Annotated in this window: 26 protein-coding genes and 1 riboswitch; of the genes, 19 read left to right on the forward strand and 7 right to left on the reverse strand. The window is 47.7% G+C overall.

Annotation, left to right across the window (positions count from 1 at the left end; all coding sequences use genetic code 11):
* Window positions 1-44: 44 nt before the first annotated feature.
* The 16 genes from CFT61_RS01910 to thiH all read left to right on the forward strand — a co-directional run bounded on the left by CFT61_RS01910 (window position 45) and on the right by thiH (window position 14779).
* Window positions 45-578 (forward strand): FHA domain-containing protein, encoded by a 534-nt coding sequence (locus tag CFT61_RS01910; RefSeq protein WP_089542767.1) that lies wholly within the window; start codon window positions 45-47, stop codon window positions 576-578.
* A gap of 254 nt (window positions 579-832) precedes the next feature.
* Complete coding sequence (hisH, locus tag CFT61_RS01915) at window positions 833-1468, forward strand: imidazole glycerol phosphate synthase subunit HisH (RefSeq protein ID WP_089542768.1); 636 nt, start codon at window positions 833-835, stop codon at window positions 1466-1468.
* Between the two features lie 13 nt (window positions 1469-1481).
* Window positions 1482-2198 carry a 1-(5-phosphoribosyl)-5-[(5-phosphoribosylamino)methylideneamino]imidazole-4-carboxamide isomerase gene (hisA, locus tag CFT61_RS01920; protein WP_089542769.1) on the forward strand — a complete coding sequence of 239 codons (717 nt, stop codon included), beginning with the start codon at window positions 1482-1484 and terminating at the stop codon, window positions 2196-2198.
* A 19-nt stretch (window positions 2199-2217) separates the two neighbouring features.
* Entirely contained in the window at window positions 2218-2997 is a 780-nt protein-coding gene (gene hisF, locus CFT61_RS01925) for an imidazole glycerol phosphate synthase subunit HisF (protein WP_089542770.1), read from the forward strand.
* A 110-nt stretch (window positions 2998-3107) separates the two neighbouring features.
* Window positions 3108-3797: a bifunctional phosphoribosyl-AMP cyclohydrolase/phosphoribosyl-ATP diphosphatase HisIE gene (hisIE, locus tag CFT61_RS01930; protein ID WP_254918820.1), complete on the forward strand. Its 690-nt coding sequence runs from the start codon at window positions 3108-3110 to the stop codon at window positions 3795-3797.
* A gap of 25 nt (window positions 3798-3822) precedes the next feature.
* Window positions 3823-4539 carry a cell division ATP-binding protein FtsE gene (locus tag CFT61_RS01935; protein WP_089542772.1) on the forward strand — a complete coding sequence of 239 codons (717 nt, stop codon included), beginning with the start codon at window positions 3823-3825 and terminating at the stop codon, window positions 4537-4539.
* A 44-nt stretch (window positions 4540-4583) separates the two neighbouring features.
* Window positions 4584-5903 (forward strand): aspartate kinase, encoded by a 1320-nt coding sequence (locus tag CFT61_RS01940; protein WP_089542773.1) that lies wholly within the window; start codon window positions 4584-4586, stop codon window positions 5901-5903.
* A gap of 141 nt (window positions 5904-6044) precedes the next feature.
* Window positions 6045-7202: a diaminopimelate decarboxylase gene (lysA, locus tag CFT61_RS01945; protein ID WP_089542774.1), complete on the forward strand. Its 1158-nt coding sequence runs from the start codon at window positions 6045-6047 to the stop codon at window positions 7200-7202.
* Between the two features lie 52 nt (window positions 7203-7254).
* Window positions 7255-8466 (forward strand): glycosyl transferase family 2, encoded by a 1212-nt coding sequence (locus CFT61_RS01950; protein ID WP_142990531.1) that lies wholly within the window; start codon window positions 7255-7257, stop codon window positions 8464-8466.
* 34 nt (window positions 8467-8500) lie between these two features.
* Window positions 8501-9274 carry a glycosyltransferase gene (locus tag CFT61_RS01955; RefSeq protein WP_089542776.1) on the forward strand — a complete coding sequence of 258 codons (774 nt, stop codon included), beginning with the start codon at window positions 8501-8503 and terminating at the stop codon, window positions 9272-9274.
* A 434-nt stretch (window positions 9275-9708) separates the two neighbouring features.
* Complete coding sequence (locus tag CFT61_RS01960; RefSeq protein WP_089542777.1) at window positions 9709-9888, forward strand: hypothetical protein; 180 nt, start codon at window positions 9709-9711, stop codon at window positions 9886-9888.
* A 134-nt stretch (window positions 9889-10022) separates the two neighbouring features.
* Window positions 10023-10116, forward strand: a riboswitch (TPP riboswitch).
* A gap of 117 nt (window positions 10117-10233) precedes the next feature.
* Window positions 10234-10431, forward strand: a complete 198-nt coding sequence (thiS, locus tag CFT61_RS01965) for a sulfur carrier protein ThiS (RefSeq protein ID WP_089542778.1) — start codon at window positions 10234-10236, stop codon at window positions 10429-10431.
* A 27-nt stretch (window positions 10432-10458) separates the two neighbouring features.
* Window positions 10459-11109: a thiamine phosphate synthase gene (locus tag CFT61_RS01970; protein WP_089542779.1), complete on the forward strand. Its 651-nt coding sequence runs from the start codon at window positions 10459-10461 to the stop codon at window positions 11107-11109.
* 30 nt (window positions 11110-11139) lie between these two features.
* The gene (locus CFT61_RS01975) at window positions 11140-11913 is read left to right on the forward strand and encodes a thiazole synthase (protein ID WP_089542780.1); all 774 of its coding nucleotides are present in this window, start codon (window positions 11140-11142) and stop codon (window positions 11911-11913) included.
* 27 nt (window positions 11914-11940) lie between these two features.
* Window positions 11941-13635, forward strand: a complete 1695-nt coding sequence (gene thiC, locus CFT61_RS01980; RefSeq protein WP_089542781.1) for a phosphomethylpyrimidine synthase ThiC — start codon at window positions 11941-11943, stop codon at window positions 13633-13635.
* Between the two features lie 4 nt (window positions 13636-13639).
* Window positions 13640-14779: a 2-iminoacetate synthase ThiH gene (gene thiH / locus CFT61_RS01985; protein ID WP_089542782.1), complete on the forward strand. Its 1140-nt coding sequence runs from the start codon at window positions 13640-13642 to the stop codon at window positions 14777-14779.
* A 255-nt stretch (window positions 14780-15034) separates the two neighbouring features.
* Here the strand turns inward: thiH and CFT61_RS01995 are convergent, their stop codons facing one another.
* Window positions 15035-16354 carry a S28 family serine protease gene (locus CFT61_RS01995; RefSeq protein WP_089542784.1) on the reverse strand — a complete coding sequence of 440 codons (1320 nt, stop codon included), beginning with the start codon at window positions 16352-16354 and terminating at the stop codon, window positions 15035-15037.
* Window positions 16355-16620: 266 nt separating this feature from the next.
* Here CFT61_RS01995 and CFT61_RS02005 point away from each other — a divergent pair, with 266 nt between their 5' ends.
* Both CFT61_RS02005 and CFT61_RS02010 read left to right on the forward strand, forming a co-directional pair.
* Window positions 16621-17814 carry an acyltransferase family protein gene (locus CFT61_RS02005; protein WP_089542786.1) on the forward strand — a complete coding sequence of 398 codons (1194 nt, stop codon included), beginning with the start codon at window positions 16621-16623 and terminating at the stop codon, window positions 17812-17814.
* 136 nt (window positions 17815-17950) lie between these two features.
* Entirely contained in the window at window positions 17951-19543 is a 1593-nt protein-coding gene (locus CFT61_RS02010; protein ID WP_089542824.1) for an ATP-binding protein, read from the forward strand.
* 91 nt (window positions 19544-19634) lie between these two features.
* Here the strand turns inward: CFT61_RS02010 and CFT61_RS02015 are convergent, their stop codons facing one another.
* The 3 genes from CFT61_RS02015 to CFT61_RS02025 are packed head-to-tail and all read right to left on the reverse strand — an operon-like array spanning window position 19635 to window position 20533.
* The gene (locus tag CFT61_RS02015; RefSeq protein ID WP_089542787.1) at window positions 19635-19973 is read right to left on the reverse strand and encodes a hypothetical protein; all 339 of its coding nucleotides are present in this window, start codon (window positions 19971-19973) and stop codon (window positions 19635-19637) included.
* The gene (locus CFT61_RS02020; protein WP_089542788.1) at window positions 19964-20236 is read right to left on the reverse strand and encodes a hypothetical protein; all 273 of its coding nucleotides are present in this window, start codon (window positions 20234-20236) and stop codon (window positions 19964-19966) included. Before CFT61_RS02020 ends, CFT61_RS02015 begins: the two co-directional genes overlap by 10 nt.
* A gap of 51 nt (window positions 20237-20287) precedes the next feature.
* Entirely contained in the window at window positions 20288-20533 is a 246-nt protein-coding gene (locus CFT61_RS02025) for a hypothetical protein (protein WP_089542789.1), read from the reverse strand.
* 77 nt (window positions 20534-20610) lie between these two features.
* Between CFT61_RS02025 and CFT61_RS02030 the strand changes: the two genes are divergently transcribed.
* Window positions 20611-22197: an ATP-binding protein gene (locus CFT61_RS02030; protein WP_089542790.1), complete on the forward strand. Its 1587-nt coding sequence runs from the start codon at window positions 20611-20613 to the stop codon at window positions 22195-22197.
* Between the two features lie 365 nt (window positions 22198-22562).
* On the opposite strand, the gene CFT61_RS02035 is transcribed toward CFT61_RS02030, so the two are convergent.
* Genes CFT61_RS02035 through CFT61_RS02045 form a run of 3 tightly spaced genes read right to left on the reverse strand, consistent with a single transcriptional unit; the run spans window position 22563 to window position 25670 of the window.
* The gene (locus CFT61_RS02035; RefSeq protein ID WP_089542791.1) at window positions 22563-22979 is read right to left on the reverse strand and encodes a DUF5675 family protein; all 417 of its coding nucleotides are present in this window, start codon (window positions 22977-22979) and stop codon (window positions 22563-22565) included.
* Window positions 22980-23038: 59 nt separating this feature from the next.
* Window positions 23039-24187 carry a CHC2 zinc finger domain-containing protein gene (locus CFT61_RS02040; protein ID WP_176425468.1) on the reverse strand — a complete coding sequence of 383 codons (1149 nt, stop codon included), beginning with the start codon at window positions 24185-24187 and terminating at the stop codon, window positions 23039-23041.
* On the reverse strand, window positions 24177-25670 hold the full coding sequence (locus tag CFT61_RS02045) for a DUF3987 domain-containing protein (RefSeq protein WP_089542793.1): 1494 nt from the start codon (window positions 25668-25670) through the stop codon (window positions 24177-24179). The genes CFT61_RS02040 and CFT61_RS02045 overlap by 11 nt, the downstream gene beginning before the upstream one ends.
* Between the last annotated feature and the right edge of the window lie 290 nt (window positions 25671-25960).

Consider the following 25960-nt stretch of genomic DNA (forward strand, 5'->3'; position numbering starts at 1 on the left):
TACATTATTATTATATATAGAAAGAAATCAAGGAAAAAATAGATATGAAAAGAGTACGTTGCCCTAAATGCGATAATTTCATCACGTTCGACGAAACCAAATACGAGGCAGGCCAGAGTCTAGTCTTCGTTTGTCCTAATTGCAACAAGCAGTTTGGCATCCGTATGGGTGTTTCCAAACTCCGCGAAACCCGCAAGGAAGAACAGATTGATGAAAATGCCAATGAGAATGGCGTAGGCTCCATCGTTGTTATCGAAAACGTATTCGCCTACAAGCAGGTCATCCCTTTGCAGATGGGCGACAACGTCATCGGAAGATATATGAAGAACAGTGGCATCAACTGCCCTATCGAGACCGTAGATCCGAGTGTAGATATGAACCACTGCGTAATCAATGTAAGCCGCGACAAGAAAGGAAAATTGAAATATGTGCTGCGCGATGGTCCTAGCTACACCGGCACCTTCGTAGATAACGAAATCCTGGGCGACCGTGAGCGCCGTGTCATCGAAGACGGCACCCTCTTCACCATCGGAGCCACCAGCATCATCCTCCGCACGGCAGACAGCGAGGAGGAATAACGGGAAAATAACAAGTTGAAATAAAACCAAGGGTTAGAGTAGGAAAAATCTTACTCTAACCTTTTTTTACTGATAAACACGTATAAATATACCAATAATTCTTACTTTCTGCAAGAAATCATAGCGATATAGTAATCTTTTTGCTAATATTTTCGTTAGATTGAAAGAAAATGTGTACCTTTGCAACAGAAATTAGCAATACGTGGGACCAATACTCCCGATACGTACAAAAAACAGAAGAATTACGTTAGGTTATGGATGTAGCAATCGTAAAATACAATGCCGGAAATATCTATTCCGTAGTCAACGCCATGAAGCGTTTGGGCATAGAACCAGTACTCACTGATGATGCCGAAATGCTCCAGAAGGCAGACCGCGTGCTGTTTCCAGGTCAGGGTCAGGCAAGGGAAGCCATGGAATATCTCAAGGCTCACCAGCTGGACCTAGTGATCAAGAATCTCAAGCAACCCGTATTGGGCATTTGCGTGGGACAGCAGCTCCTGTGCCGACATTCGGAAGAAGGCGATGTAGATTGCATCGGCATCTTCAATGTGGATGTGAAGCGATTCCAGCCGCAGAAGCACGAAGACAAGGTACCAGCTATGGGATGGAACGAGATATACGATCTGAAGACGGAGCTTTACAAGGGATTCGGAAACAGAGCCGATGCAGCAGATGCAGCTATGGGAGAAGCCCTGCAGCATCCCTACTCTTATTTCGTACACAGCTACTATGTGCCACTCTGCGAGGAGACCATCGCCAAGGCTGATTACATTCTGCCTTACAGCGCATCACTCCACAAAGACAACTTCTATACCTGCCAGTTCCATCCGGAAAAGAGCGGAAAGGTAGGAGAACAGATTTTAAAGAACTTCCTGGAAATAAAATAGCAATAAAAGAAATATGATAGAATTAATTCCTGCCATCGACTTGATAAATGGCCAGTGCGTTCGCCTGACAAAAGGCGATTACGACCAGAAGAAGGTCTATAACGACAATCCGGCTGAAGTAGCCAAAGACTTCGAGAAGCTGGGATTCAAGCGACTCCACGTAGTGGATCTGGACGGAGCCAAGTCGAAGCATATCGTAAATGATGCTGTACTGAAGGCGATTACAACCGAAACGAATCTGACTGTAGATTTCGGAGGCGGAATCAAGACCGGGGAAGACATCGAGAAGGCATTCGCTGCAGGAGCCAGTATGGTAACCGTAGGCAGCATCGCCGTTACCAATCCTGACCTCTTTATGGAGTGGATAGATAAATATGGTGCCGACAAGCTTATCCTCGGAGCCGATGTAAGAAACGGCAAGATTTCTATCAATGGATGGAAAGAGGATTCTTCAGAAAACCTCCTCCCCTTCCTCAAGAAATACATCGACAAGGGTGTGCGCTATGTGCTCTGCACAGAAATCAGCAAGGATGGCACCCTGCAGGGTCCTGCCATCGAACTATATAAAGAGGTAATGGCAGCCTACCCTCAGCTTCACCTCATCGCCTCGGGCGGAGTGAGCTGCAATGAAGACATCGAGGATCTGGAAGCCGCCGGCATCCCAGCCGTAGTCTTCGGCAAGGCATTCTACGAGGGTAAGATTGATGTAGAAAAGTTAGGAGTTAAGTAATCATAAAGTTCAAAGTTCAATGGTCAAAGTTCAAAGTAACAAAGGTTTGGCAAAGCGAATCGTCCCTTGTCTTGACGTGAAAAACGGAGAGACCGTGAAGGGAACGAACTTCGTGAACCTGAGAAGCGCAGGCGACCCGGTAGAACTGGGCAAGGCCTATAGCGATGCAGGTGCCGATGAACTCGTATTCCTTGACATCACAGCTAGCTTCGAAGAGCGCAAGACCTTTACAGATATGGTAACTCGCGTAGCTGCCGAAATCAATATCCCGTTTACCGTGGGTGGCGGCATCAACGAGCTGAAGGATGTAGATCGACTCCTCAATGCAGGTGCCGACAAGGTGAGCATCAACAGTGCAGCCATCCGACATCCGGAGCTCATCAACGAGATAGCCAACCATTACGGATCACAGGTCTGCGTCTGCGCCATCGATGCCCGTCTCGATCCCGACGGCTGGCATTGCTACGTCAAGGGCGGAAGAGAGCGAGTAGAACTCGGTCTGTTTGATTGGGCTAGAGAAGTTGCCGACCGTGGTGCCGGCGAGATTCTCTTCACCAGTATGGATCACGATGGCGTGAAGCAAGGCTTTGCCAATGAAGCCCTCGCCCACCTTGCAGAGGAAGTAAGCATTCCTATCATTGCATCGGGAGGAGCCGGCAAGATGGAGCATTTCCGCGATGCCTTTACCCTGGGAAAGGCAGATGCAGCACTGGCAGCCAGTGTCTTCCACTTCGGTGAAATCGCCATACCTGACCTGAAAAATTACCTCCGAAAAGAAGGCATCAACGTCAGGTTGTAAAACGGAGCCTTAAGGCTAGATATTTTTTCCCTTAAGGGAAAATAATAATACCCTTAAGGGAAAATATATTTTTTTCTTAAGGATAGATAAATCCCCTATGATAGGGCGGAATTGACAATGGAGTAAGCGAACAATTAAATTGTAAAGATAAAATGGAAATAGATTTTGAAAAAATGGGCGGACTTGTTCCTGCCATCATCCAGGACGCTGTAACCAAGAATGTCCTGATGCTGGGATTCATGAACAAGGAAGCATACGATAAAACCATCGAAACCAAGAAGGTTACCTTCTGGAGCCGTTCTCGCAACTGTCTTTGGACCAAGGGCGAGACCTCAGGAAACTTCCTCAATCTGGTAAGCATTCAGATAGACTGCGACAACGATACCTTCCTGGTAAAGGTTCATCCAGATGGTCCTACCTGTCACAAAGGTACCGATACCTGCTGGGCTGAGGAGAATACGCTGAACCCAATCCTCTTCCTCTCTGAGTTGCAGGACTTCATCGACAAGCGCCACGAGGAAATGCCTGAGGGCAGCTACACCACCAGTCTCTTCAAGAAGGGCGTGAACAAGATGGCGCAAAAGGTTGGAGAAGAAGCCATTGAGACGGTTATAGAAGCTACAAACGGAACCGACGACAAACTCATCTACGAGAGTTCCGACCTGCTCTACCATCTCATCGTACTGCTCACCAGTAAGGGCTTGCGAATCGAGGATGTAGTAAAGGAGCTCCAGATGCGACACGACCCGGAATGGGACAAGAAGCGCCGCGTAGCAAAGAGCAAGGGCGAAATGAAATAATAAAAATAAAGGAGAAAAAATTAGGATGTTAATAGATTATCAAAACGTCAGCATATACCAAGCCGACAAGTGCGTGCTCAAGGGCATCAACTTCCACGTGGATGAAGGAGAGTTCGCTTATCTTATCGGAAAAGTGGGCTCGGGAAAGAGTTCACTCCTGAAGACCCTCTACTGCGAGCTTGACCTCGTGGAGGGTGAGACCGACAAGGCAGAAATCCTCGGCAGAGACCTCAAGACCATCCGACGCAAGGACATTCCAGCCCTGCGCAAGGAACTGGGCATCATCTTCCAGGACTTCCAGTTGCTCCACGACCGCAGCGTGCGCAAGAACTTCGAGTTCGTGCTCAAGGCTACCAAATGGAAAAACAAGAAGGACAGAGACAAGCGCATCGAGGAAGTGCTCAACGAAGTAGGCATGATAGAGAAAATCGACAAGATGCCTCACGAACTCTCCGGTGGAGAACAGCAGCGTGTGGCCATCGCCCGTGCCCTGCTCAACAATCCGAAGATCATCATCGCCGATGAGCCTACGGGAAATCTCGACCCGGAGACCGCCAGCAACATCGTGGGACTGCTCAAGGATATCACCAAGCAGGGTACAGCTGTAGTGATGACAACCCATAACATCCCGATGCTCGACAAGTTCCCTGGCATCGTATATCGCTGCAAGGATGGTTTACTCCACGACGTGACCAACGAGTACAACCACATCGACCTGTCAGAAGATGGCGAGGAAAATTAAATAAAAGAACAATAAAAATTAAACATTAATATAATATTACGACTATGAAGGTAATGAAATTCGGAGGTACTTCTGTAGGCTCACCAGAGCGTATGAAGGGAGTAGCCTCTTTGGTTACAGAATCAGGTGAACCAACTTTCATCGTATTGTCTGCGATGAGCGGTACAACAAACTCTCTCGTTGAGATCTCTGACTATCTTTACAAGAAGAACCCAGAGGGCGCCAACGAGGTAATCAACAATTTGGAGAAGAAATACATGCAGCACGTGGAGGATCTCTACTCTACTGATGAGATGAAGAAGACTACACGCGAGTTCCTGCAGGGCGAGTTCAACTATCTCCGTTCATTTACCAAGGATCTCTTTACTTCTTTCGAGGAGAAGAGCATCGTGGCTCAGGGCGAGATTATGAGCACCAACATGGTTGTAAACTACTTGAAGGAACAGGGTGTAAAGGCTGTATTGCTCAGCGCATTAGACTTTATGCGCACCGACAAGAATGCAGAGCCAGACCCACAGTACATCAAGGAGAAGCTCGCAGCCATCATGGAGGAAAACCAGGGCTATCAGATCTACATCACCCAGGGCTTCATCTGCCGCAATGCATACGGCGAGGTAGATAACCTGCAGCGTGGTGGTAGTGACTACACCGCATCACTCATCGGTGCAGCTCTCCCAGCAGACGAGATTCAGATCTGGACAGATATCGACGGTATGCACAACAACGACCCTCGTGTGGTAGAGCACACAGAGGCTGTTCGCCAGTTGAACTTCGAGGAGGCTGCTGAGTTGGCTTACTTCGGTGCCAAGATTCTCCACCCTACCTGCGTTCAGCCAGCCAAGTATGCCGGCATCCCAGTTCGTCTGAAGAACACCATGGATCCTAAGGCAGATGGTACCATCATCGACAACGTCATCGTACGTGGCAAGATCAAGGCTGTAGCTGCCAAGGACAACATCACAGCCATCAAGATCAAGAGTAGCCGCATGTTGCTCGCTACAGGTTTCCTCCGCAAGGTATTCGAAATCTTCGAGAGCTACCAGACTCCTATCGACATGATTGCTACATCTGAGGTCGGTGTGAGCATGAGTATCGATAACGACGCTCACCTCAACGATATCGTCAACGAGTTGAAGAAGTATGGTACTGTAACCGTAGATTCAGACATGTGCATCATCTGCGTGGTAGGTGATCTGGACTGGAGCAACGTAGGCTTCGAGACCATCGCTACCGATGCCATGAAGAACATCCCGGTACGTATGATTTCTTACGGTGGCAGCAACTACAACATCTCATTCCTCATCAGAGAGAGAGACAAGAAGCAGGCTCTGCAGAACTTGAGCAACGTATTGTTCGAGAAGTAATGTAAGTGAAGAACGAAGAGTGAAGAGTGAAGAATTCTAATGAAATGCTTCCTGTCCACTCTTCGTTGGATATTCTGACTTAACCATAAGTTGGATTTTAATTTGACTATAAGTAAGATATTAACAATAAGCATAAGCGAAATGAAAGGTACATTTCCAATAGATAAGTTTCAGGAGATACAGACTCCGTTCTACTATTACGACACCAACGTGTTGCGCCAAACCTTGAAAACCATCAACGCAGAGGCTGGCAAACACGAGGGCTTTGAGGTACACTATGCCGTAAAGGCAAATGCCAACCCTAAAGTGCTCAACATCATCTGCCAGGCTGGTTTGGGTGCCGACTGTGTGAGCGGAGGAGAAATTCAGGCTGCCATCAATGCAGGTTTCCCTGCCAATAAGATTGTGTATGCCGGTGTAGGCAAGAGTGATTGGGAAATCAACCTTGGTTTGGACAAGGGCATCTTCTGCTTCAATGTAGAGAGCGTCCCGGAATTGGAAATCATCAACGAACTTGCCGAGAAGAAGAATAAGATTGCACAAGTTTGCTTCCGCATCAACCCAGACGTAGGTGCTCATACCCATGCCAACATTACAACAGGTTTGGCTGAAAACAAGTTTGGTATCGCCATGCGTGATATGGAGAGCGTGATTGAAGAGGCTTCCAAAATGAAGAACATCAAGTTCCTGGGTCTGCACTTCCACATTGGTAGTCAGATACTTGACATGGGAGACTTCGAGGCTCTCTGTAACCGCATCAACGAGCTGCAAGACCAGTTGGAAGCTCATCACATCGTAGTAAAGAACATCAATGTTGGCGGTGGCTTGGGTATCGATTACAACCATCCAAACCGTGTGCCTATCCCAGATTTCAAGGATTACTTCGATACATACGCCAAGAAGTTGAAGTTGCGCGATGGACAGAAGTTACACTTCGAGTTGGGACGTGCCGTAGTGGGTCAGATGGGTTCGCTCATCACCAAGACTCTTTATATCAAGCAGGGCACAGCCAAGCAGTTTGCCATCGTAGATGCAGGTATGACCGACCTGATCCGTCCTGCCCTCTATCAGGCATATCATAAGATAGAGAACATCTCTAGCGATGAACCTGCAGAGACATACGACGTAGTAGGTCCGATCTGCGAGTCGAGCGATGTATTCGCCAAGGCTATAGATCTGAACAAGACCCATCGTGGCGACCTCATTGCCCTCCGCTCTGCCGGAGCCTACGGTGAGATCATGGCGAGCCAGTACAACTGTCGCCAGTTGCCAAAGGGCTATATCACAGAAGACTTTTAAAGGAAAGCACGCCCTAAAAGGGCAGAAGCTTTAAAATACGAGAAAAAAAGAAATGATGACAATTAGTTTAACAACTATCATAGCAGGCGCAGTAGTGGTATTATTGGCAATCCTCGGATCGCTGATAAATCCATTTCTGCGCTCGTTGCGTTTTCCTGACAATGCAGAAAATGAGGAAAATCCTGCTGAGGAGGAAACTGATCCTACAGCAGAAACAGCTAAGCAAGAGGAGGAATCCCTGGAATCTAGAGAACCTATCTCGGTGATTATCACCGCTCACGACAATCTCTATGAACTGGAGCATAATCTACAGATGTTCCTGCAGCAGAAATATCCTGCCGATTATCAGGTAATCGTGGTTTGTCAGAGCACCGATGGTGAGACCCAGGATTATCTGAAGCGCATGGCAGCCGAGAATTCTCACCTATATTATACATATATCCCTGAGAGCTCCCGCTATATGAGCAGAAAGAAGCTGCAGATTACACTGGGCGTGAAGGCTGCCAAGTATGAGTGGATCATCCTCACCGAACCTACCTGCACCCCATCCAACAACAAGTGGCTCTATACGATGACCCGCAACTGCCAGGAGCCTAACCATCTGGTTCTGGGCTATGTAGCTTTAGACGAAGCAACCAAGGGTGTTCGTCGATTCGACAGCATCCGCAAGGCATTCTATCTGCTCCGCCGTGCCCAGCATAGCTACGGCTACCGCACCCACATGCCAAACGTAGCCTTCCGCAAGAGCGATTTCATGCGCGAGCAGGGCTATCAGGGCAACCTGGAGTATGTGCGCGGAGAATACGACTTCCTGGTCAACAAGTATGCTGCCTACGGAGATACTGCCGTAGAACTCGACTGCGATGCATGGCTCATCCATGATGAACCAACCGACAAGGCATGGCACAATGCCCACCTTTACCTCCAGGCATCCCGCAAGAGTCTGACCAGAGCCAAGTCGATGATGTCGCTGATGGCAATGGATCACCTCTTCCCTCACCTCAGCCTCATCGCCTCGCTGGTCACCCTGGCATACGCCATCCTGATGCAAGACTGGATCCTGACAGGCATTGCAGGTTTCGCCCTGCTTCTACTCCTGATTCTCCGCACCGTCATCGCCCACAAGGCCATCAAGCATTTCGACGATGACATCTCGCTCCTGAAGCTGCCATTCTATGAGTATGGCATCATCTGGAGAAATCTTGCCAACAAGATAAGATACTGGCGTGCAGACAAGAACGACTTCACCAGTCATAAACTGTAGGATTTCAGAATCAACAAGCAAACTTAAAATAACGATGAAAGTATATTTGTTCATTTCCAAACATAAGAAGACGCTGAAGATGTATCTTCCTTACATCGAAGCGCTGCAGCAGAAGTTCGACATCACCGGGAACCTGGTAGATGCCGATATCGTGATGATACTGGGAGCATGGACAAGACAAGGTGCCCAGCTCGCCAGAATGTCTCGCAAGATGGGCATCCCCTACATCGTTTGCCCACTCGGCGACCTCTCAGAGCGCAACTGCCGGAATCCGTATTTCAAGCGCAGTCTGCAGACCCTGATGTACCAGAAGGCGATGTACAGGCACTCAGACCTCATCATCGCCACCACCCCATTGGAGAAAGCCTATCTGGAGAAACTCGGATGGAACAAGCACATCACCCTCATCCGATACTTCGGCTACAGTCATCTCATCACCGAAGATGGTACGATGGAAGACTGGCAGGAGACGAATGCCTCTACCCTCGCCGACTTCGAGCGCAGAAAGGCAGAAGCCATCGCCCAGCAGACCCAGCATGCCATCATCGCCCAGATTATGCAGATTCAGAGCAGAATGCCGCATAAGAACATCCCACAGAAGTATCTCGACGACCTGCATACCTTATTATATGCAGACGATTATGATGAGGATGCTATCAACGAGGAACTGAAGAAGCTGAAACTCGACAGCTATGCCGCCTCCGTATTCCAGGCGATGACCGACAAAACGGGACTTACCGAGGGATTTATGCCACTTCCTGCCAAAAAAGGCAGAAAAAGCAGGGAGATTCTGAAGTATGTAAAGTAAGAGACTGACAGTAGTTGACCTGCATCAAGAGGCTGACTGCCAGTATTTGACTTGTATCAAAAAATCGCTTTCTTTCATCATTTTGTCACCCATTTGTTACCCGAATTCAAAAAAAAGGCATTACCTTTGCACTCGTAAAGATGAAACAAGAGATCTTGAGTATGCGAGATGAGAAGTCTTATATATATAAAAAAGATGAGAAATCTCAAGTACAGGAGATGGAAGGTTTCAGGTAAGAGAGATTATAAAAGGATAACATGTAGAACAGGAGACCGAAAATGCGACGGCTCCACAAAGATTGAGAAAGGAAACAAATTATGATGACAACAGTAATGGCACTCGCAGTAGTAGCAATTATGATTGCTAAGGCAATCAATGTAAACAACCACATCGAGATGGGTAAGTAATTACTCCATCCCCTTGTAGGAAAGAGAATGAAAGAAGAGCCCGGCGAGGCTCAAGTATTAACGAAAAAGAAAGAAAGGATAACGATTATGAAAACAATGTTGAAAGAAATCAAGAAGGTCATGAAGGCATTCATTGCAAACTATCAGAATGCAATGTCAATTTATGGCGAAGCTATTTGCAAAAGTCATGGTTATGCTTGCGCATAATCACTTGAAATATAAAGGAAGCGTGCTGGTATTTACTTACCGGCACGCTTTTTTCGTTGCCTCCAGCGTTAATATAGATTAAATAATCCGTCATTTCTACGATAATTCGGAAATTATCTATACTTTTGCATCTATAATTATCACGGGGGTGCTGAGCAATCGGCTGAGATTATACCCATTGAACCTGAAACAGGTAATGCTGGCGCAGGAAATATGATAGATCGTTTACACCCAGGCAGAGATAAATGCAACCTACTCTTGCTTCTCTACAACCCCATTGCTTTCATCAGGCATACCCCCGTGTTGACAATTGTAAATTTATAAATGTAAACATAGGAACAGATTATGAAAGTTATCATCAACAGCAAAGAAACTGAGATTCAGGCAAAGACCGTCAAGGAACTTGCCCAGGAACTCGATCTTCCAGCTACAGGTTGCGCTGTAGCCATCAGTAACGAGATGGTACCTCGTGACGAGTGGGAAAGCCACGTGATTCAGGAGGGTGCCGACATCGTGATTGTAAAGGCATTCTGCGGAGGATAGGATATAATGTTTAATGTTTAGAGGACTATGGCTAAAATATCATTAGACAGATTTCAACTGCAGTTCATCTCTCATCAGAATGAGAAGATGAGCTATCTCGATGGCATCCGTGAGGCCTTGGCTGGCGGATGTAAGTGGATTCAGCTCCGCATGAAGGGTGCCACCGATGAAGAGGTGCGCCCTATAGCCCTGAAGGTCAAGGAATGGTGCAAAGAGCAGAATGCAACCTTCCTCATCGATGACAGAGTGCAGCTGGTGAAGGAATTGCAGGTAGATGGCGTGCATCTGGGCAAGAACGATATGCCGATTGCCGAAGCCCGCAAGATTCTGGGCGATGACTTCATCATCGGTGGTACGGCCAATACCTTCGAGGATGTGAAGGCTCACTATGAAGCTGGTGCCGATTACATCGGTTGCGGTCCGTTCCGCTTCACCACCACCAAGGAGAAGCTCTCCCCTATCCTCGGTCTTGAAGGATACCGAGAAATCATCCAGAAGATGAAGGCAGAAAATATCGATATCCCAATCGTTGCCATCGGTGGCATCACCAAGGAGGATATTCCCGAAATCATGAAGACGGGAGTTAACGGCATCGCCCTCAGCGGCTGCATCCTCAATGCCAAGGACCCGGCAGCAGAAACCCATGACATCATGGAAATGATGAGGGAATTCAGATAAGCAAACATTTAAAAATAAGAATAACAAAAAATGGAAAAATTAGTAATTGCAGGACGAGAGTTCAACTCCCGCCTCTTCCTCGGAACAGGAAAGTTCAACAACAACCAGCTCATGGCTGAAGCCATCAAGGCTTCTGAAACAGAAATGGTAACCGTTGCCATGAAGCGTATCGAACTCGAAGACAAGCAGGACGACCTGCTCTCTCATATCGTGCAGAACCCAAATATCCAGCTTCTTCCTAACACCAGTGGCGTACGCAACGCTGAGGAGGCTGTATTCGCAGCACAGATGGCTCGCGAGGCTTTCGGAACCAACTGGCTCAAGCTCGAAATCCACCCAGACCCTCGCTATCTTCTTCCAGACTCTATCGAGACTCTGAAGGCTACCGAGAAACTGGTAAAGCTCGGTTTCGTGGTATTGCCATATTGCCAGGCAGACCCAACCCTCTGCAAGCACCTCGAAGAGGCTGGTGCTGCTACCGTGATGCCACTCGCTGCACCTATCGGTACCAACAAGGGTTTGAGAATGAAGGACTTCCTGCAGATCATCATCGAGCAGGCTACTGTTCCTGTGGTAGTAGATGCAGGTATCGGTGCGCCTAGCCACGCAGCCGAGGCTATGGAGATGGGTGCCAGCGCTTGTCTGGTCAACACAGCCATCGCCGTTGCAGGTGATCCTGTAGAGATGGCTAAGGCATTCAAGGAGGCAGTAGTATGCGGTCGCCGTGCTTACGAGGCAGGTCTCGGAGCCATCAGCGATTGTGCCGAAGCAAGTTCTCCACTCACCGCATTCCTCAACGACTAATTATTATATGATAATCCTTTAAACATTATGCCAAACGATAAGAAAGCTTACGCCCAGAGAGAAAAGGCGTATATGCAGGGAAAACTTTTCCCACAGATCAAGGTTGGAATGACCAAGGTAAATCTCACTCCTACTGTTGTGAAGGATGAGCGCGGCATTCCACATACAGAGCCAAACGCTCCGGTTTACATCTACGATACCAGCGGTCCTTACAGCGACCCTAACTATCAGGTAGATTTGAAGAAGGGCTTGCCAAGAATGCGCGAGCAGTGGATTATCGACCGCAACGATACCGAGCAGCTCAAGGAGGTTACCAGCGAGTATGGCAAGCAGCGTCTGGCTGACCATAGCCTCGACCACCTCCGCTTCGAGCACATCCAGTTGCCTCGCCGTGCTCAGGCTGGCAAGCACATCACCCAGATGGCATACGCCAAGGCGGGCATCATCACTCCAGAGATGGAGTATGTGGCTATCCGCGAGAACATGAACTGCCAGGAGTTGGGCATCGATACCCATATCACCCCTGAGTATGTGCGTGATGAGATTGCACGCGGACGTGCCGTTCTTCCTGCCAACATCAACCACCCTGAAAGCGAACCGATGATCATCGGCCGCAACTTCCTCGTGAAGATCAATACCAACATCGGTAACTCTGCCACTACTTCCAGTATCGAGGAAGAGGTGGATAAGGCTGTATGGTCTTGCAAGTGGGGAGGCGATACCTTGATGGACCTCTCTACCGGCGACAACATCCACGAAACCCGTGAATGGATTGTGCGCAACTGCCCTGTACCAGTAGGAACCGTGCCTATCTACCAGGCTTTGGAGAAGGTAAACGGCAAGGTAGAGGATTTGAACTGGGAGGTATTCCGTGATACCCTCATCGAGCAGTGCGAGCAGGGTGTTGACTACTTCACCATCCATGCCGGCATCCGTCGCCACAACGTGCATCTCGCCGATAGCCGCCTCTGCGGTATCGTGAGCCGTGGCGGTAGTATCATGAGCAAGTGGTGTCTCTACCACGACCAGGAGAGCTTCCTCTATGAGCACTTCGACGACATCTGCGACATCGTGGCACAGTACGACGTAGCCCTTTCATTGGGTGATGGTCTGCGCCCAGGCTGTATTGCCGATGCCAACGATGCAGCCCAGTTTGCCGAGTTGGATACCATGGGCGAGCTTGTTACCCGTGCCTGGGACAAGAACGTGCAGGCATTCATCGAGGGTCCTGGTCACGTGCCATTGCAGAAGATCAAGGAGAACATGGAGCGCCAGCTCGACCACTGTCACGAGGCACCATTCTACACCCTCGGCCCATTGGTTACCGATATCGCCCCAGGTTACGACCACATCACATCAGCCATCGGTGGCGCCCAGATAGCATGGCTCGGCACTGCAATGCTCTGCTATGTAACACCAAAGGAGCACCTCGCCTTGCCTAACAAGGAAGATGTGCGCACAGGTGTGGTAACCTATAAGATTGCCGCTCATGCAGCCGATTTGGCAAAGGGTCATCCAGGTGCAACCATCCGCGACAACGCCCTCTCCAAGGCCCGCTTCGAGTTCCGCTGGAGAGACCAGTTCCACCTCTCTCTCGACCCAGAGCTTGCCTTGAAGTATTTCGAGGAGGCAGGTCATACAGACGGTGAGTACTGCACCATGTGTGGTCCAAACTTCTGCGCAGCCAAGTTGACACACGATTTGAGAAAGTTTAAAAAGTAAGAAAATGTTTTCAGACGAATTAAAGAATATCAGTTGGGAGGAGACCACGGAGCGCATTGCTCGAATGACCGATAACGATGTGCGCCGTGCCCTTGCCAAGGACCATTGCGATGTGAACGACTTCATGGCGCTGATTTCACCGGCAGCCGAGCCATACCTGGAGGTAATGGCGCGTCTTTCCCGCAAATATACCGAGGAGCGCTTCGGCAAGACCATGTCGATGTTCATTCCTCTCTACATCACCAATTCATGCTCAAACTCCTGCGTGTATTGCGGTTTCCATCGTGAGAATCCGATGGCCCGCACCATCCTCACCCCAGAGCAGATTGAGAACGAGTACAAGGCAATCAAGCAGTTGGCTCCATTCGAGAACATCCTTCTCGTTACGGGCGAGAACCCGGCAAAGGCTGGCACCCCTTATCTTGCCAAGGCAATCGACATTGCCAAGAAGTATTTCTCTAACGTGAAGATTGAGGTGATGCCGCTCTCTACTGAGGATTACAAGACCCTCGCCGACCATGGTATGAACGGCGTCATCTGTTTCCAGGAAACCTACAACCACGAGCACTACAAGCTCTACCACCCACGTGGCATGAAGAGCAAGTTTGAGTGGCGCTGCGATGGTTTCGACCGCATGGGTATGGCAGGCGTTCACTCCATCGGTATGGGTGTGCTCATCGGCCTGGAGAAGGAGTGGCGCACGGATGTAGTGATGATGGCTCATCATCTTCGCTACCTTCAGAAGCACTACTGGAAGACCAAGTACAGCGTGAACTTCCCTCGTATGCGCCCTGCACAGAACGAAGGTTTCCAGCCAAACTGCTATATGACCGATAAGCAGTTGGCACAGGCTACTTTCGCCATGCGTATCTTCGACCACGATGTAGATATCTCCTACTCTACCCGTGAGCCAGCCTACATCCGTGACAACATGGCAACACTGGGTGTCACCACCATGTCGGCAGAATCAAAGGTAAATCCTGGTGGTTACCATACTTATCCTCAGGCATTGGAGCAGTTCACCGTGAGCGATGAGCGTACCGCCAAGGTAATCAATGCGAGATTGAAGGAATTGGGCAGAGAGCCAGTATGGAAGGATTGGGATGCCTCATTCGATTTCTTCGGAAATATCGCAAACGGATAATTTTACAGAGCAGCACGCCCTGAAAGGGCAGAAGCTCCTAGCCCAGGGCATCGCCCTGGGTTTAGAATGTGATATAACAAAGTCGCCCTGTAAGGGCAAAAGCTTCTTATATTTAAAGCTTTTGCCCTTACAGGGCGACTTTCTTGCTTATGCGTAACCCAGGGTGTTACCCTGGGCTAGGAGCTTCTGCCCTTTCAGGGCGTATGGAGATAAACTATACATACCATCCAAAGCGTATGGATGTAATCCAAAGGCTTATTCCTTCAACCATCCCCCAATCAAGTCGATGATTTCCTGTCTGGTAGGCTCAGGGAACGACAGGATGCGGGTGAGATGTGAACCGCCATGACACATATAGACATGCAGGTTCTTCTTGTTCTTGGTGAAAGGCAAACCATAGATGCCCGATGCACCCCATGGGTCGATGTCACCATAAATATATACCATCTTCGGATCGTTCTTGGTCAGGAAATCCACGGTATAATTGTAAAGCTTTGGCGAGAACTCCACGTTCTCAGCACCCTTTGGCACCATCAGCTTCTTCAGATAACCCTTTGCCGACTTGATGCTCAGGTATCTCTTGAATGGCTTGGTGTAATATCCGTAATATCCCAACTCTTTGGCAGCCTGTACATCGAAAGATGCAGTGGCATTGTAGTTGGTGAAATACTCCGGCTCACACATGTTGATCCAGTATTTGAACACCTGGTCGTCGGTGGTATCATTCGTAGGAATCTTCCTGATGTCCTCACCCCACTGCCAGAAGGCGAAGGCATACTCAAACACCGAGTAATCGAAAATCTCGGCGATAGGCGCATTGAAGCGATACTGCTTCTCGCTGCAGTACTTCTCGAACATCGGCAGCAGCGCAGCCTTGCGCTTGAAGAGCAGCAGCTGGAAGTTGAGCACCTTCTGTCGGTTCTCCTTGGTAGAAACCTCCTCCTGCAGGAACTTCTCGTGTCTGCCATCCTCCACGCCCTTGTTCAGTGGTGCCACGTATGGCACGGAAATATCCACATCATTCGGGAAGTAAGCGCGGTAGAACATCGTAGTCTGTCCGCCCTTACTGATGCCCGTGGCAATCCACTTGCCCTTGTACATCGCATGCAGGGTCTGGTTGACGTGGTGCAGATCGTAGAGCGAGTTCTCCACGGTGAGATAATCCCAGTTGCAAGGACTAGGCATCGACTTGTCGAAATAGCGGTACTCCACGGTGATGATGTTGGTATCGAAGAGCTTGGAAAGTTCCTCGATATATCCCTCGCGCAATGCATACTTGGCGTTGTAGCCTTCAGTTACGAGCACGGTAGGACGGTCGAATCCTCTGTGGCAGAGTATCACTCGCTGCTCAAAGCTGCCCTTGGAAGCATCCTTGGCATCCAGTTGCTGCTTGATGAAGAACACATACTTTTCAGGGAAATGCGTACTTTTCAGCGTTTCCACATCACTCACTCCAGGCAGCGTCGCCAACAGCTTGCCCGCCTCTCCCAGTTCTGCCGCCAGCATCTGCAAAGGCAGGATGAAGAGCAGCAGCATCAATTTCAAGAATCTCAATTTCAAGAATTTCAATTTCATTTTCGTCTCTCTTTTATATTTTCTCTTTTTAAACTTTCGTCGGTAATCTCCACATGCTTTAAATGCTATGCAAAGGTAAGGAAATATTCTTGTCCGGCAAAGAGAAGAGCCACCTTTTTATTATTATTGCAGCATTTTTCTTTTTTTACGGCAAGAATAAAAGTAAAACGAAAAATATTTTGTATATTTGCAGTCGAAATCAAAATATAGGAAATAAGAAATCAAATAAATCATCATCATCATAATAATATTAACAATCATAATTTATGACTAACTTACAACAATCAGCAACTCATTTTGCAGATACCAAACCCCATTATGCCCTGCTCGACGGATTGCGAGGCGTGGCAGCATTGCTCGTGGTGTGGTATCATGTGTTCGAAGGCTACCAGTTTGCATCCGGCTCAGCCATCATCCAGGAAATCAACCACGGCTATCTGGCGGTTGACTTCTTCTTCATCCTTTCCGGTTTCGTCATCGGCTATGCATACGATGACCGTTGGGGAAAGACATTGACACTGGGAAAATTCTTCAAGCGCCGCCTCATCCGCCTGCATCCGATGGTAGTGATGGGTGCCTTGATAGGACTCGTGATGTTCATCCTTCAGGGGGCAGTAACCTGGAACGGCACACCGGCTTCGGTACCGGCGATGATGATAGCCCTGCTCTGCGGCATGCTGATGATTCCCGCCCTGCCAGGTGGCGGATACGAGGTAAGAGGCAATGGCGAAATGTTTCCGCTCAACGGCCCCGCCTGGTCGCTCTTCTTCGAGTACATCGGCAACATCCTCTATGCCCTTTTCATCCGGAGGTTCTCCACCAGGGCTCTGGCTATTCTCGCCGGAATCCTATCCATCCTGCTGCTTTGGTTCACGGCTACGGATGTTTGCGGCTACGGCATGTTTGGTGTGGGCTGGACGCTCGATGGTCTCAACTTCTGGGGTGGACTTCTGCGCATGCTCTGTCCGTTTACGATAGGAATGCTGCTGTCCCGTGTTTTCCATCGCATCCAGTTCAAGGTAAAGGGTGCGTTCTGGATCAGTTCCATCATTCTTCTCCTGCTCTTCCACGTACCTTATATAGAGAGTATGGTTGGCGGCAGTAGTGTGGGCAGCGCTGATGGCATCATGGAGAATGGCATCATGCTGAATGGTGTTTTCGAAGCAGTGTGCATCATTCTGATTTTTCCGGCGATAGTATGGCTGGGAGCGAGCGGAACAACAACCGACCGTTTCAGTACCCGCGTCTGCACGTTCCTGGGCGACATCTCCTTCCCGCTCTACATCGTACACTATCCGTTTATGTATTACTTCTATTCGTGGCTCATCGAGAAGCAGCTCTTCACGCTTGGTGAAACCTGGCCCGAGGCGCTCATCACCTGTGCGGTTTCGATAGCAGCCGCCTGGCTCTGTCTGAAGTTCTACGACCTGCCAGTGCGCAGATGGCTGGCGAAGAAATAAAGATTCGCCACCTTTTTTATATTATCCCCCATTTTTTCTTGCGAAATCAAAATATTCGTCGTATCTTTGCAGAAAGAATTTGCAGAAAGGTGGATGGCTCGCAAAAAGCTATCCTGAAAACATAGGAGACCAGATTATGACAGATACAAAAATGAACGAAAGAAGATTGCCGGTAGGTATCCAGTCTTTTGAGAAAATTAGAAAGGAAGGATACCTATATGTTGACAAGACAGATATTATCTGGCAACTTGCCAACAGAAATAAAACGTATAATTACCTGAGCCGCCCACGCCGCTTTGGCAAGTCGATTCTCGTGGATACACTCCAGGCATACTTCGAGGGAAAAAAGGAACTCTTCGAAGGATTGAAGGTGATGGAGCTGGAGAAAGAATGGACCTGCTATCCCGTAATTCGACTCGACATGAGTTGCGGAGGAGCTACCCCCGAAGAACTCAACTCCTATCTCGATGACGCCTTCTATAAACTTGAACAGAAGTATGAAGTTGCGGTGCGCCCGGAGGCTTCCCTTGCCGTACGTTTCAAGAACATCATCGAAACGATGTTTCAGAAGACAGGAAAACAGGCGGTTATCCTCATCGATGAGTATGATTCTCCATTGCAGCATTCCTGGAAGACTCCTCAGCATGATGCCTGCACAGCCATCTACAAGTCCGTGTTTGCCGTCTTGAAAAAAGAGGACGAACACGAGCGTTTCGTCTTCATCACGGGCATCACCAAGTTCACTCAGATTTCTCTCTTCTCTGTTCTCAATAATCTGAGCAACATCAGTTTTGATGCACCATACGCCACCATCTGCGGTATCTCGAAACAGGAAGTAGCCGACAACTTCATGCCTGAGATTGAGGCGATGGGAGAAGAAAACGGATGGACTCCGGAGGAGACGCTGAAGCAGCTCACGGCCTATTACGACGGATATCATTTCTGCCGCAAAAATATGGTGGATATTTTCAATCCGTTCAGCCTCATCAATGCCCTGGATGATGGGGAATTGAGAAATTACTGGGCTTCATCAGGCGCCACTTCCCTATTGCCAAAGTTCGTGGATGACATGGAGATGAAGATGGAATATTTTGACCATTGCTTCATCGAGCGCGACACCCTGGAAACATCGGATGTGGTGAATGGCGGAGCCGAACTCTTCCTCTATCAGTCGGGTTATCTCACCATCAAGGGTTACGACGATGGCGTTTACATCCTGGGCTTCCCTAACTTTGAAGTTCGCAAGGCATTATACCAGGTAGTGGTTCCAGCCTTGACCATGAAGTCGAATTCGGAAGTGGTTTCTGCGCAGAGCTTCCTCAGAAAAATGATGCAGGACGGCAATACCGCTGAAGCCAAGAAGGCATTAAAGGCTCTAATCGCCGATGTTCCATACAGCAACAAGAAAATGGCGAGCATGGATATGGAGGAGCGTTACCGGCTGATAATGAGCACGATATTCAGAGCCTTGGGCTTTAGGGTGGAAGTAGAAAGGATGCTAGCCACTGGCAGAATTGATATGATTGTGGAGGTTCCATCCTTCATCTACGTCCTGGAGCTGAAGCTATCGAACAATGGCGGCATTTCTGCTGCCGAGAGCCAGATAAAGGAAAAGAGCTACACCGAGCCCTTCAAGGCCGACAAGCGCAAGGTCATCGCCCTGGCAGTGGAACTCGATGAAACAGGCAAGGGATTGATAGATTGGAAAGAAGTGGATGAGTCTTTGTAAAATACAACTCCAAACAAACATTCCGCCAGGTGTCCTACCGGATTCAAAATCCGTTGGGACACCTGGCGGGTTCTTTTGTTTATCATGAAGACTAATGATAATCCTTTCTTTCTATCCTCCTGGCTCGCATGTTCAGCTTACGAGGGTCTTGGCGCAAATCCCAGAGATCCACCAGCCAGAGGATATCTTCCTTTTCATTATAAAAATAGATAATCTTGAAGTTCTTCATGATGATGGCACCACGATACTTTCTCCATTTCTGCAGTTCAGGCACAAACGGATAACTCTCAGGCATCATTTTCAACCGATGCATGATACGAGATATCTGCTCTTGCCATCTCCCAACCGTCTTCTTTCCAAACTCTTCTAATGCAAAAACAAGACATTTCTGAAATTCCTGCATGAAGACCTCATCCTGTCTTACAACCATCCTGGAATCGTTTTACGTAAATGAGCATTAAATTCCTCCCACGACATTCCATAGTTCGGGTCATCCAAGTGCTTGTCTATTTCTGCGCAATGCTCCATCACCTGCTCCAGCGAGCGCCCCATAGGATAGGAATCAGTGTCGTAAGCCTCATCCCATAATTCGGATGATACTGATGATGCCATAGAACGACAGGCAGGCGATGGCTCACAGACCTTATCCCCTGCTATCTCCGATTCCTCAATATGATATTTCTTTTCCTCCATATTTCTTTCGTTTTTAAAGTTCCACGATTCTTATATAAAGATGATGCAAAGTTACGAAGAAAGATTGGAAACCGCAAGAAAATCTGAAAGAAAATGGCAGAGAACACTGAAATTTAAAGGATTATGCGAATCATCTTCCCATATAAAAACTAACAAAGCCAGCCTTCTCCTGCGAAAAGGCTGGCTTTCTTTATCATTATTACAGTAATAGATACTGCAAAAATCAGAGATAGCAAAAAGATTCGCCACCTTTTTTATATTATCCCCCATTTTTTCTTGCGAAATCAAAATATTCATCGTATCTTTGCAGAAAGAATTTGCAGAAAGATGGATAGCGCACAAAAAGCCATCCTGAAAACATAGGAGATTAGATTATGACAGAAATGAACGATAGAAGATTGCCAGTAGGTATCCAGTCTTTTGAAAAAATAAGAAAAGAAGGATACCTGTATGTTGACAAGACAGATATTATCTGGCAACTTGCCAACAGAAATAAAACGTATAATTACCTGAGCCGCCCACGCCGCTTCGGTAAGTCGATTCTCGTGGATACACTCCAGGCTTACTTCGAGGGAAAGAAGGAACTCTTCGAGGGTTTGAAGATTATGCAGATGGAGACGGAATGGGTGAAGCACCCTGTTATCAGGCTCGATATGAGCCAGGCTGGCGCAGAACAGGAAAGCCTGAAAGGTTATCTGGACTATACCTTTCAAGAATATGAATCTTTATATGAGATAGAATCGAGGGGTAACTCTCTCTTAGCAACTCGTCTGATAGAAATTATAAAAACTGCTTATAACAAAACAGGTTTACAGGTTGCCATTCTCATCGACGAATACGACTCTCCATTGCAGCATTCCTGGAAGACTCCCCAGCACGAAGCATGTACCGCTATTTATAGAGAAGTATTTGCCGTATTAAAATCTCAGGATAAATACGAGAAGTTTGTCTTCATCACCGGCATTACCAAATTTACGCAAATCTCTCTCTTCTCTGTGCTCAATAATCTGAGCAACATCAGCTTTGAGCCGGAATATGCAGCCATCTGTGGTATTACGAAAGAAGAGGTGCTGCGCGATTTCAAGCCTGAAATCAACAAATTGGCAGAATACGAAGACTGGACATTCGATGAAGCTGTAGCACAACTGACGGCATATTATGACGGCTATCATTTCAGTCGCCGCAATATGGTGGATGTATTCAATCCGTTCAGTCTCATCAATGCCTTGGCAGATTCAGATCTGAAGAACTACTGGGCTTCATCGGGTGCAACCTCTCTGTTGCCTAAGTTTGTGGATGACATGGAACTCAAATTGGGTAATTTTGATCCGTGCACCATTCTTCGCCAAACCATAGAGACATCGGATGTCACAGGCGGAGGAGCAGAACTGTTCCTCTATCAGTCTGGTTATCTTACCATTAAGGATTACCAGATGGGAGTTTATATTTTAGGATTTCCTAATTCTGAGGTAAGGCAAGCACTTTATGAAACAGTGTTACCGGCACTTACCTTGCGAAGTAATGGTGATATACAATCTACCCAATCTGGTCTGTTTCTTGCCCTTCAGCTTGGCAATCTTCCCGAAGCTATGAAATACCTGAAGGCGCTCATTGCGGATGTGCCCTACAGCAACAAGAAGCTTGCCAGCATGGACATGGAGGAGCGTTACCGTCTGATTCTGAGTACAATTTTCAATGCCATCGGCTGCCGTGTGGAAGTAGAAAAGATGATTGCTACGGGCAGAATTGATATGGTGATAGAAACCACCAACTTCATCTATGTGCTGGAGCTGAAGCTATCTAACAATGGCGGCATTTCTGCAGCCGAGAACCAGATGAAGGAAAAGAGTTACACCGAGCCCTTCAAGGCCGACAAGCGCAAGGTCATCGCCCTGGCAGTGGAACTCGATGAAACAGGCAAGGGTTTGATAGATTGGAAAGAAGTGGATGAGTCTTTGTAAAATACAAAGCCAGCCATCTTTCGTTCCGACGGATTTGCAATCCATCGTCTAAAAATGCCCCAACCTCTTTAAGACCTGCGGATTTGCAATCCGCAGCAAGCAAGATTGCAAATCCTTTTTTGTCATCCAGGTGAGGCGGATTGCAAATCCGCAATGCCCTAAATGGTCGAACATTTTTTATGCCGGATTGCAAATCCGGCAGGACGCTTGACGGTGGTCCAGAAAGGTGGTCCAGAAAACAAGAAGGTGGACCATAGAAAAGCAGTTGTTGCCTCTTACCGCAACAGCTGCTTTTTCTTTTACAATATCATCAGCTATTCTACTACAATACTTACTGTATCATAACAAAAGCATCCTTCTCCTGCCTACACCTCCTTAATCTCCAGCGTCACTTCGTTGCCTCGCCACACCGCCTTCTTGATGCGCTCGTAGAGGGTGGTGAAAAGCGACTGGCTCTTCAATACATAGCCGGGGGCATGGACCTCGCCCACCAGGATGCTGCCACGGCTCATCGTAAACGGACCGTTGCCCGGCTGAATCATCGCAACCGACTTGGCGGAAGCATCATCCACCGGAACCAGATACGGCATCTTGCGGTTGAGACGCTTGCACTTGCCAATGCGCACACGATACTTACCTGCCGGAAGACAATCTGCCTCACGCTCTACGGTGCCACATACCTTCACCAGCTCAATCCCTTCGCCAGCAACTTCTTTCACAACTTTGAGTGTGCCCATGATGGTGCCACGCTCACGCAATAGACGATTCACATAAATTTCCATATCTACCTAAAATTAAATTAAAAAGCAAATTAATAAACATAATAACAAAAGCATAATTATCAGACACTTACGCTGCTCTGAACCTTGGTTTTCGTCTCCTCCAGCGTCATCCCTTCACTACGACGGAGCTTGAGATAATACTCACTCAAATCCTTGCAACCTTCGGGCAGTTGATGGTAAACCAACCTTGGAAATGCTTTCTTCAGCTCAAAGTAAAGACTCAATCCTGCTTCGTCCTGATCTGGGAAGATGTGAAGATTTCTTCCGGCAAGAAGCCCTTGAAAACGGCGGTCGAAAAGCGTGGCACTGGGGATGGCTATGGCATGAATGCCAAGGGTCAATGCCGTCCAGCAATCAGAGGGACCCTCGGTGATGAGCAGCGGTTCATCAGGAGGATAATCCTTCAATCGGTCGAGCCCATATATCATGCGATGACTGCCTGGTGCAAACTTGAATCGGGGAATCTCCTTCGGCTTTACTTCATCAATAGATACCTTTTCCATATCGAAAGATGACTCAGACTTCTTCTTTCCCAGATAGCGGCTCTGCACGGAAACCAGTCTTCCCTCCTGGTCGAAATAGGGAAAGATGAGCGATGGTCCGTCAAACACTCCACGCCCCACTCTCGCCATGCATACGCTTTGCTCCGTGCTCACTATCTGGCAGACCTTCAAAGCCTCCGAGCTAAGCAATCGCTCCTCGAAGAGGAATCTCTGCCCCGATTCAGATAGATGCATCTGCCGGAACATCTGCTGATAAAACTCCACATCTACGGATGATGAGGCAATATGCCCATGCGAAACATGGGTTTCTGCAAAATGCGCTCTCAGGGAAGCCATTCTTCTGTCTGATGCCGTAAGTACTTTCTTATCAGCACATTTATCTGCATATCGGGCAGAATTCCCATACTTAGCTGAATTCCCATACCTGTCATCGGCGATATACACATCAAAATGATCAGCCAGCCAGCGGCATGCCTCGCTGAATCCCAGGTTCAGCCGCTCTCTCACCAGTGCGATGGTATCGGCAGAGAATCCGCAGCTATAGCAGTGGCAGGTGTTCTTCTTTACATTGAAGGCGAGGCTCGGATGATGATCATCATGGTGGATGCAGAGGGCTCGCTTGTTGCGGAGCCCCATGCCCAGAAGATCAGCCACCTGCAAGATGTCAAGCTCGCGAAGTTTTTGAATATTGTATTTATCGATCATTGTTTCTTTGTTTTTTCTTATTTTCCTTACCTGTTTTAGAATACACATTTTTTTCTATTTTCTTGATCCAGCCCTTACGAGTCCAATTACAGATAAAGTTTTTTACTGGAGTCTTCAAGTCATTACGCTTCAGATATTCCGCCAGGAAATCACGCGAAAACTGCTGTGGTAACTCATCAAACCAATTGTTGGTCTTATATGGAACCAACTCCGACTCAGCATTGATTTCCTCAAAAACATGTCCCCATTTTCCCAACATATTCTGCAGAATTCTATCAGCGCAAGCCAGATAAATTTGCTTTACCAATTTATGTATCTCCTGTTCTTCCTTGACACCCTCAAGCTGGTATAGATATTGCATCAATGAAGCTATACGGAAGGCACTAACACTACTTCTTTTGTAAAAAACATCCAAAGCCTTAGACATCGTCTTCAACACTCTTTTACGCTGCAACTCACACCAACGCTGTACAGTGGAATCAAGCCATTGCGTATCAAGAAGTCGCTCCTCAGATATTTTTTTACCATCCTCCTCATAACAGCCCTGCATCAGCTTTTCCAGTATATTATCCAGACTTTCAATTTGTTCTGCACTCAGAGTCTTGAACATCAGCGGATTATCACCTAACCGATTTTCTATATTACAAAGGATAGTTCGAGTCACACTTCCTCCCTCAATGGCAGCTTTGTCCATATATCGATTGATAGCAGCCGGAGTACCTGTATATACATAGCACAACATCAAATCAACCACAGCCGAATAACTAGTTTCACTCAGATAATCCTGGCCAAAGAGAGAACCCAGGTCATATCCTGTCTTGTTGATTTGCTTGATATCAGAAAACTGTCGCTTGCTGGCCTGCACGATAGCACCAATCTCATCAGCAAACTGAAATAATGTTTTTGGACATCCATACAGTTTGACAGGAGCATCGGCTCGCTTGATAAGCATAGAAAGAGACAGATTCTCGTGTAACAGCGTTATGTCTGTCTTTGGCTCCGGAGGCAGTTTACCATCCTTTTTACCCTGTCTTCGTTTCAGTTCTGCGTACTTCTGTTCTACACTTCTCTGTTCTGCATCACGCTTCTGCAGAGGAGCCATCAAATACGTCATCAAATATCTGGCAAACGACTTTCCCGAGCTCTGTTCTCCACATACCAGAACATGCAGCAAGATGGCAGAAAGCGAATTGTCGTAAACATAATTCAGACGCAGACGGGTGGCATACACAGCAAGCATGGCACTGGCTACAGCCAAGGTGGCAAACTTGAGTTCAGCAGGGGCCGTCATCATCCATTCTCTCACTCCAGCCGGATAATCCTTGTCACGTATCAGGGGATTGAGATCTGGCTGCGGCACATCTTCATTGTTCATATTGTCAGCAACCTCTTTTTGATTTCCAGTCTGAGTTGCCACCTGTGGCTGGGTTGCTGGTTTCTTCTGCGAATCCACCTGCAACTGAAGTTTTGAATTCTCCATCATTACAATAATTGTTTTTGACGCTGCAAAGATATAAAGAGAATTCGAGTGTGAGGCTATCGGATATTGTCGGATAATTCATTTTCCGAAAGACATTATCCGCCTAAAACACGCCTAATGCCGCATAACACAACAGAAAATACGGAGAAAAAAAAGGGGAAAAAAATCCTTTCGGAAAATACATTTTTCGTATTTTCCGAAAGGACACCAATCCGTGAGGACTTTAAAGTCCAGTCGCGCAACCTATATAGCTAGAAGGGTGACTCCAGGAAGCGCTGCATAAAACGGTTCAC

It is taken from the genome of Segatella copri (assembly GCF_002224675.1).
GTDB lineage: Bacteria > Bacteroidota > Bacteroidia > Bacteroidales > Bacteroidaceae > Prevotella > Prevotella copri_U.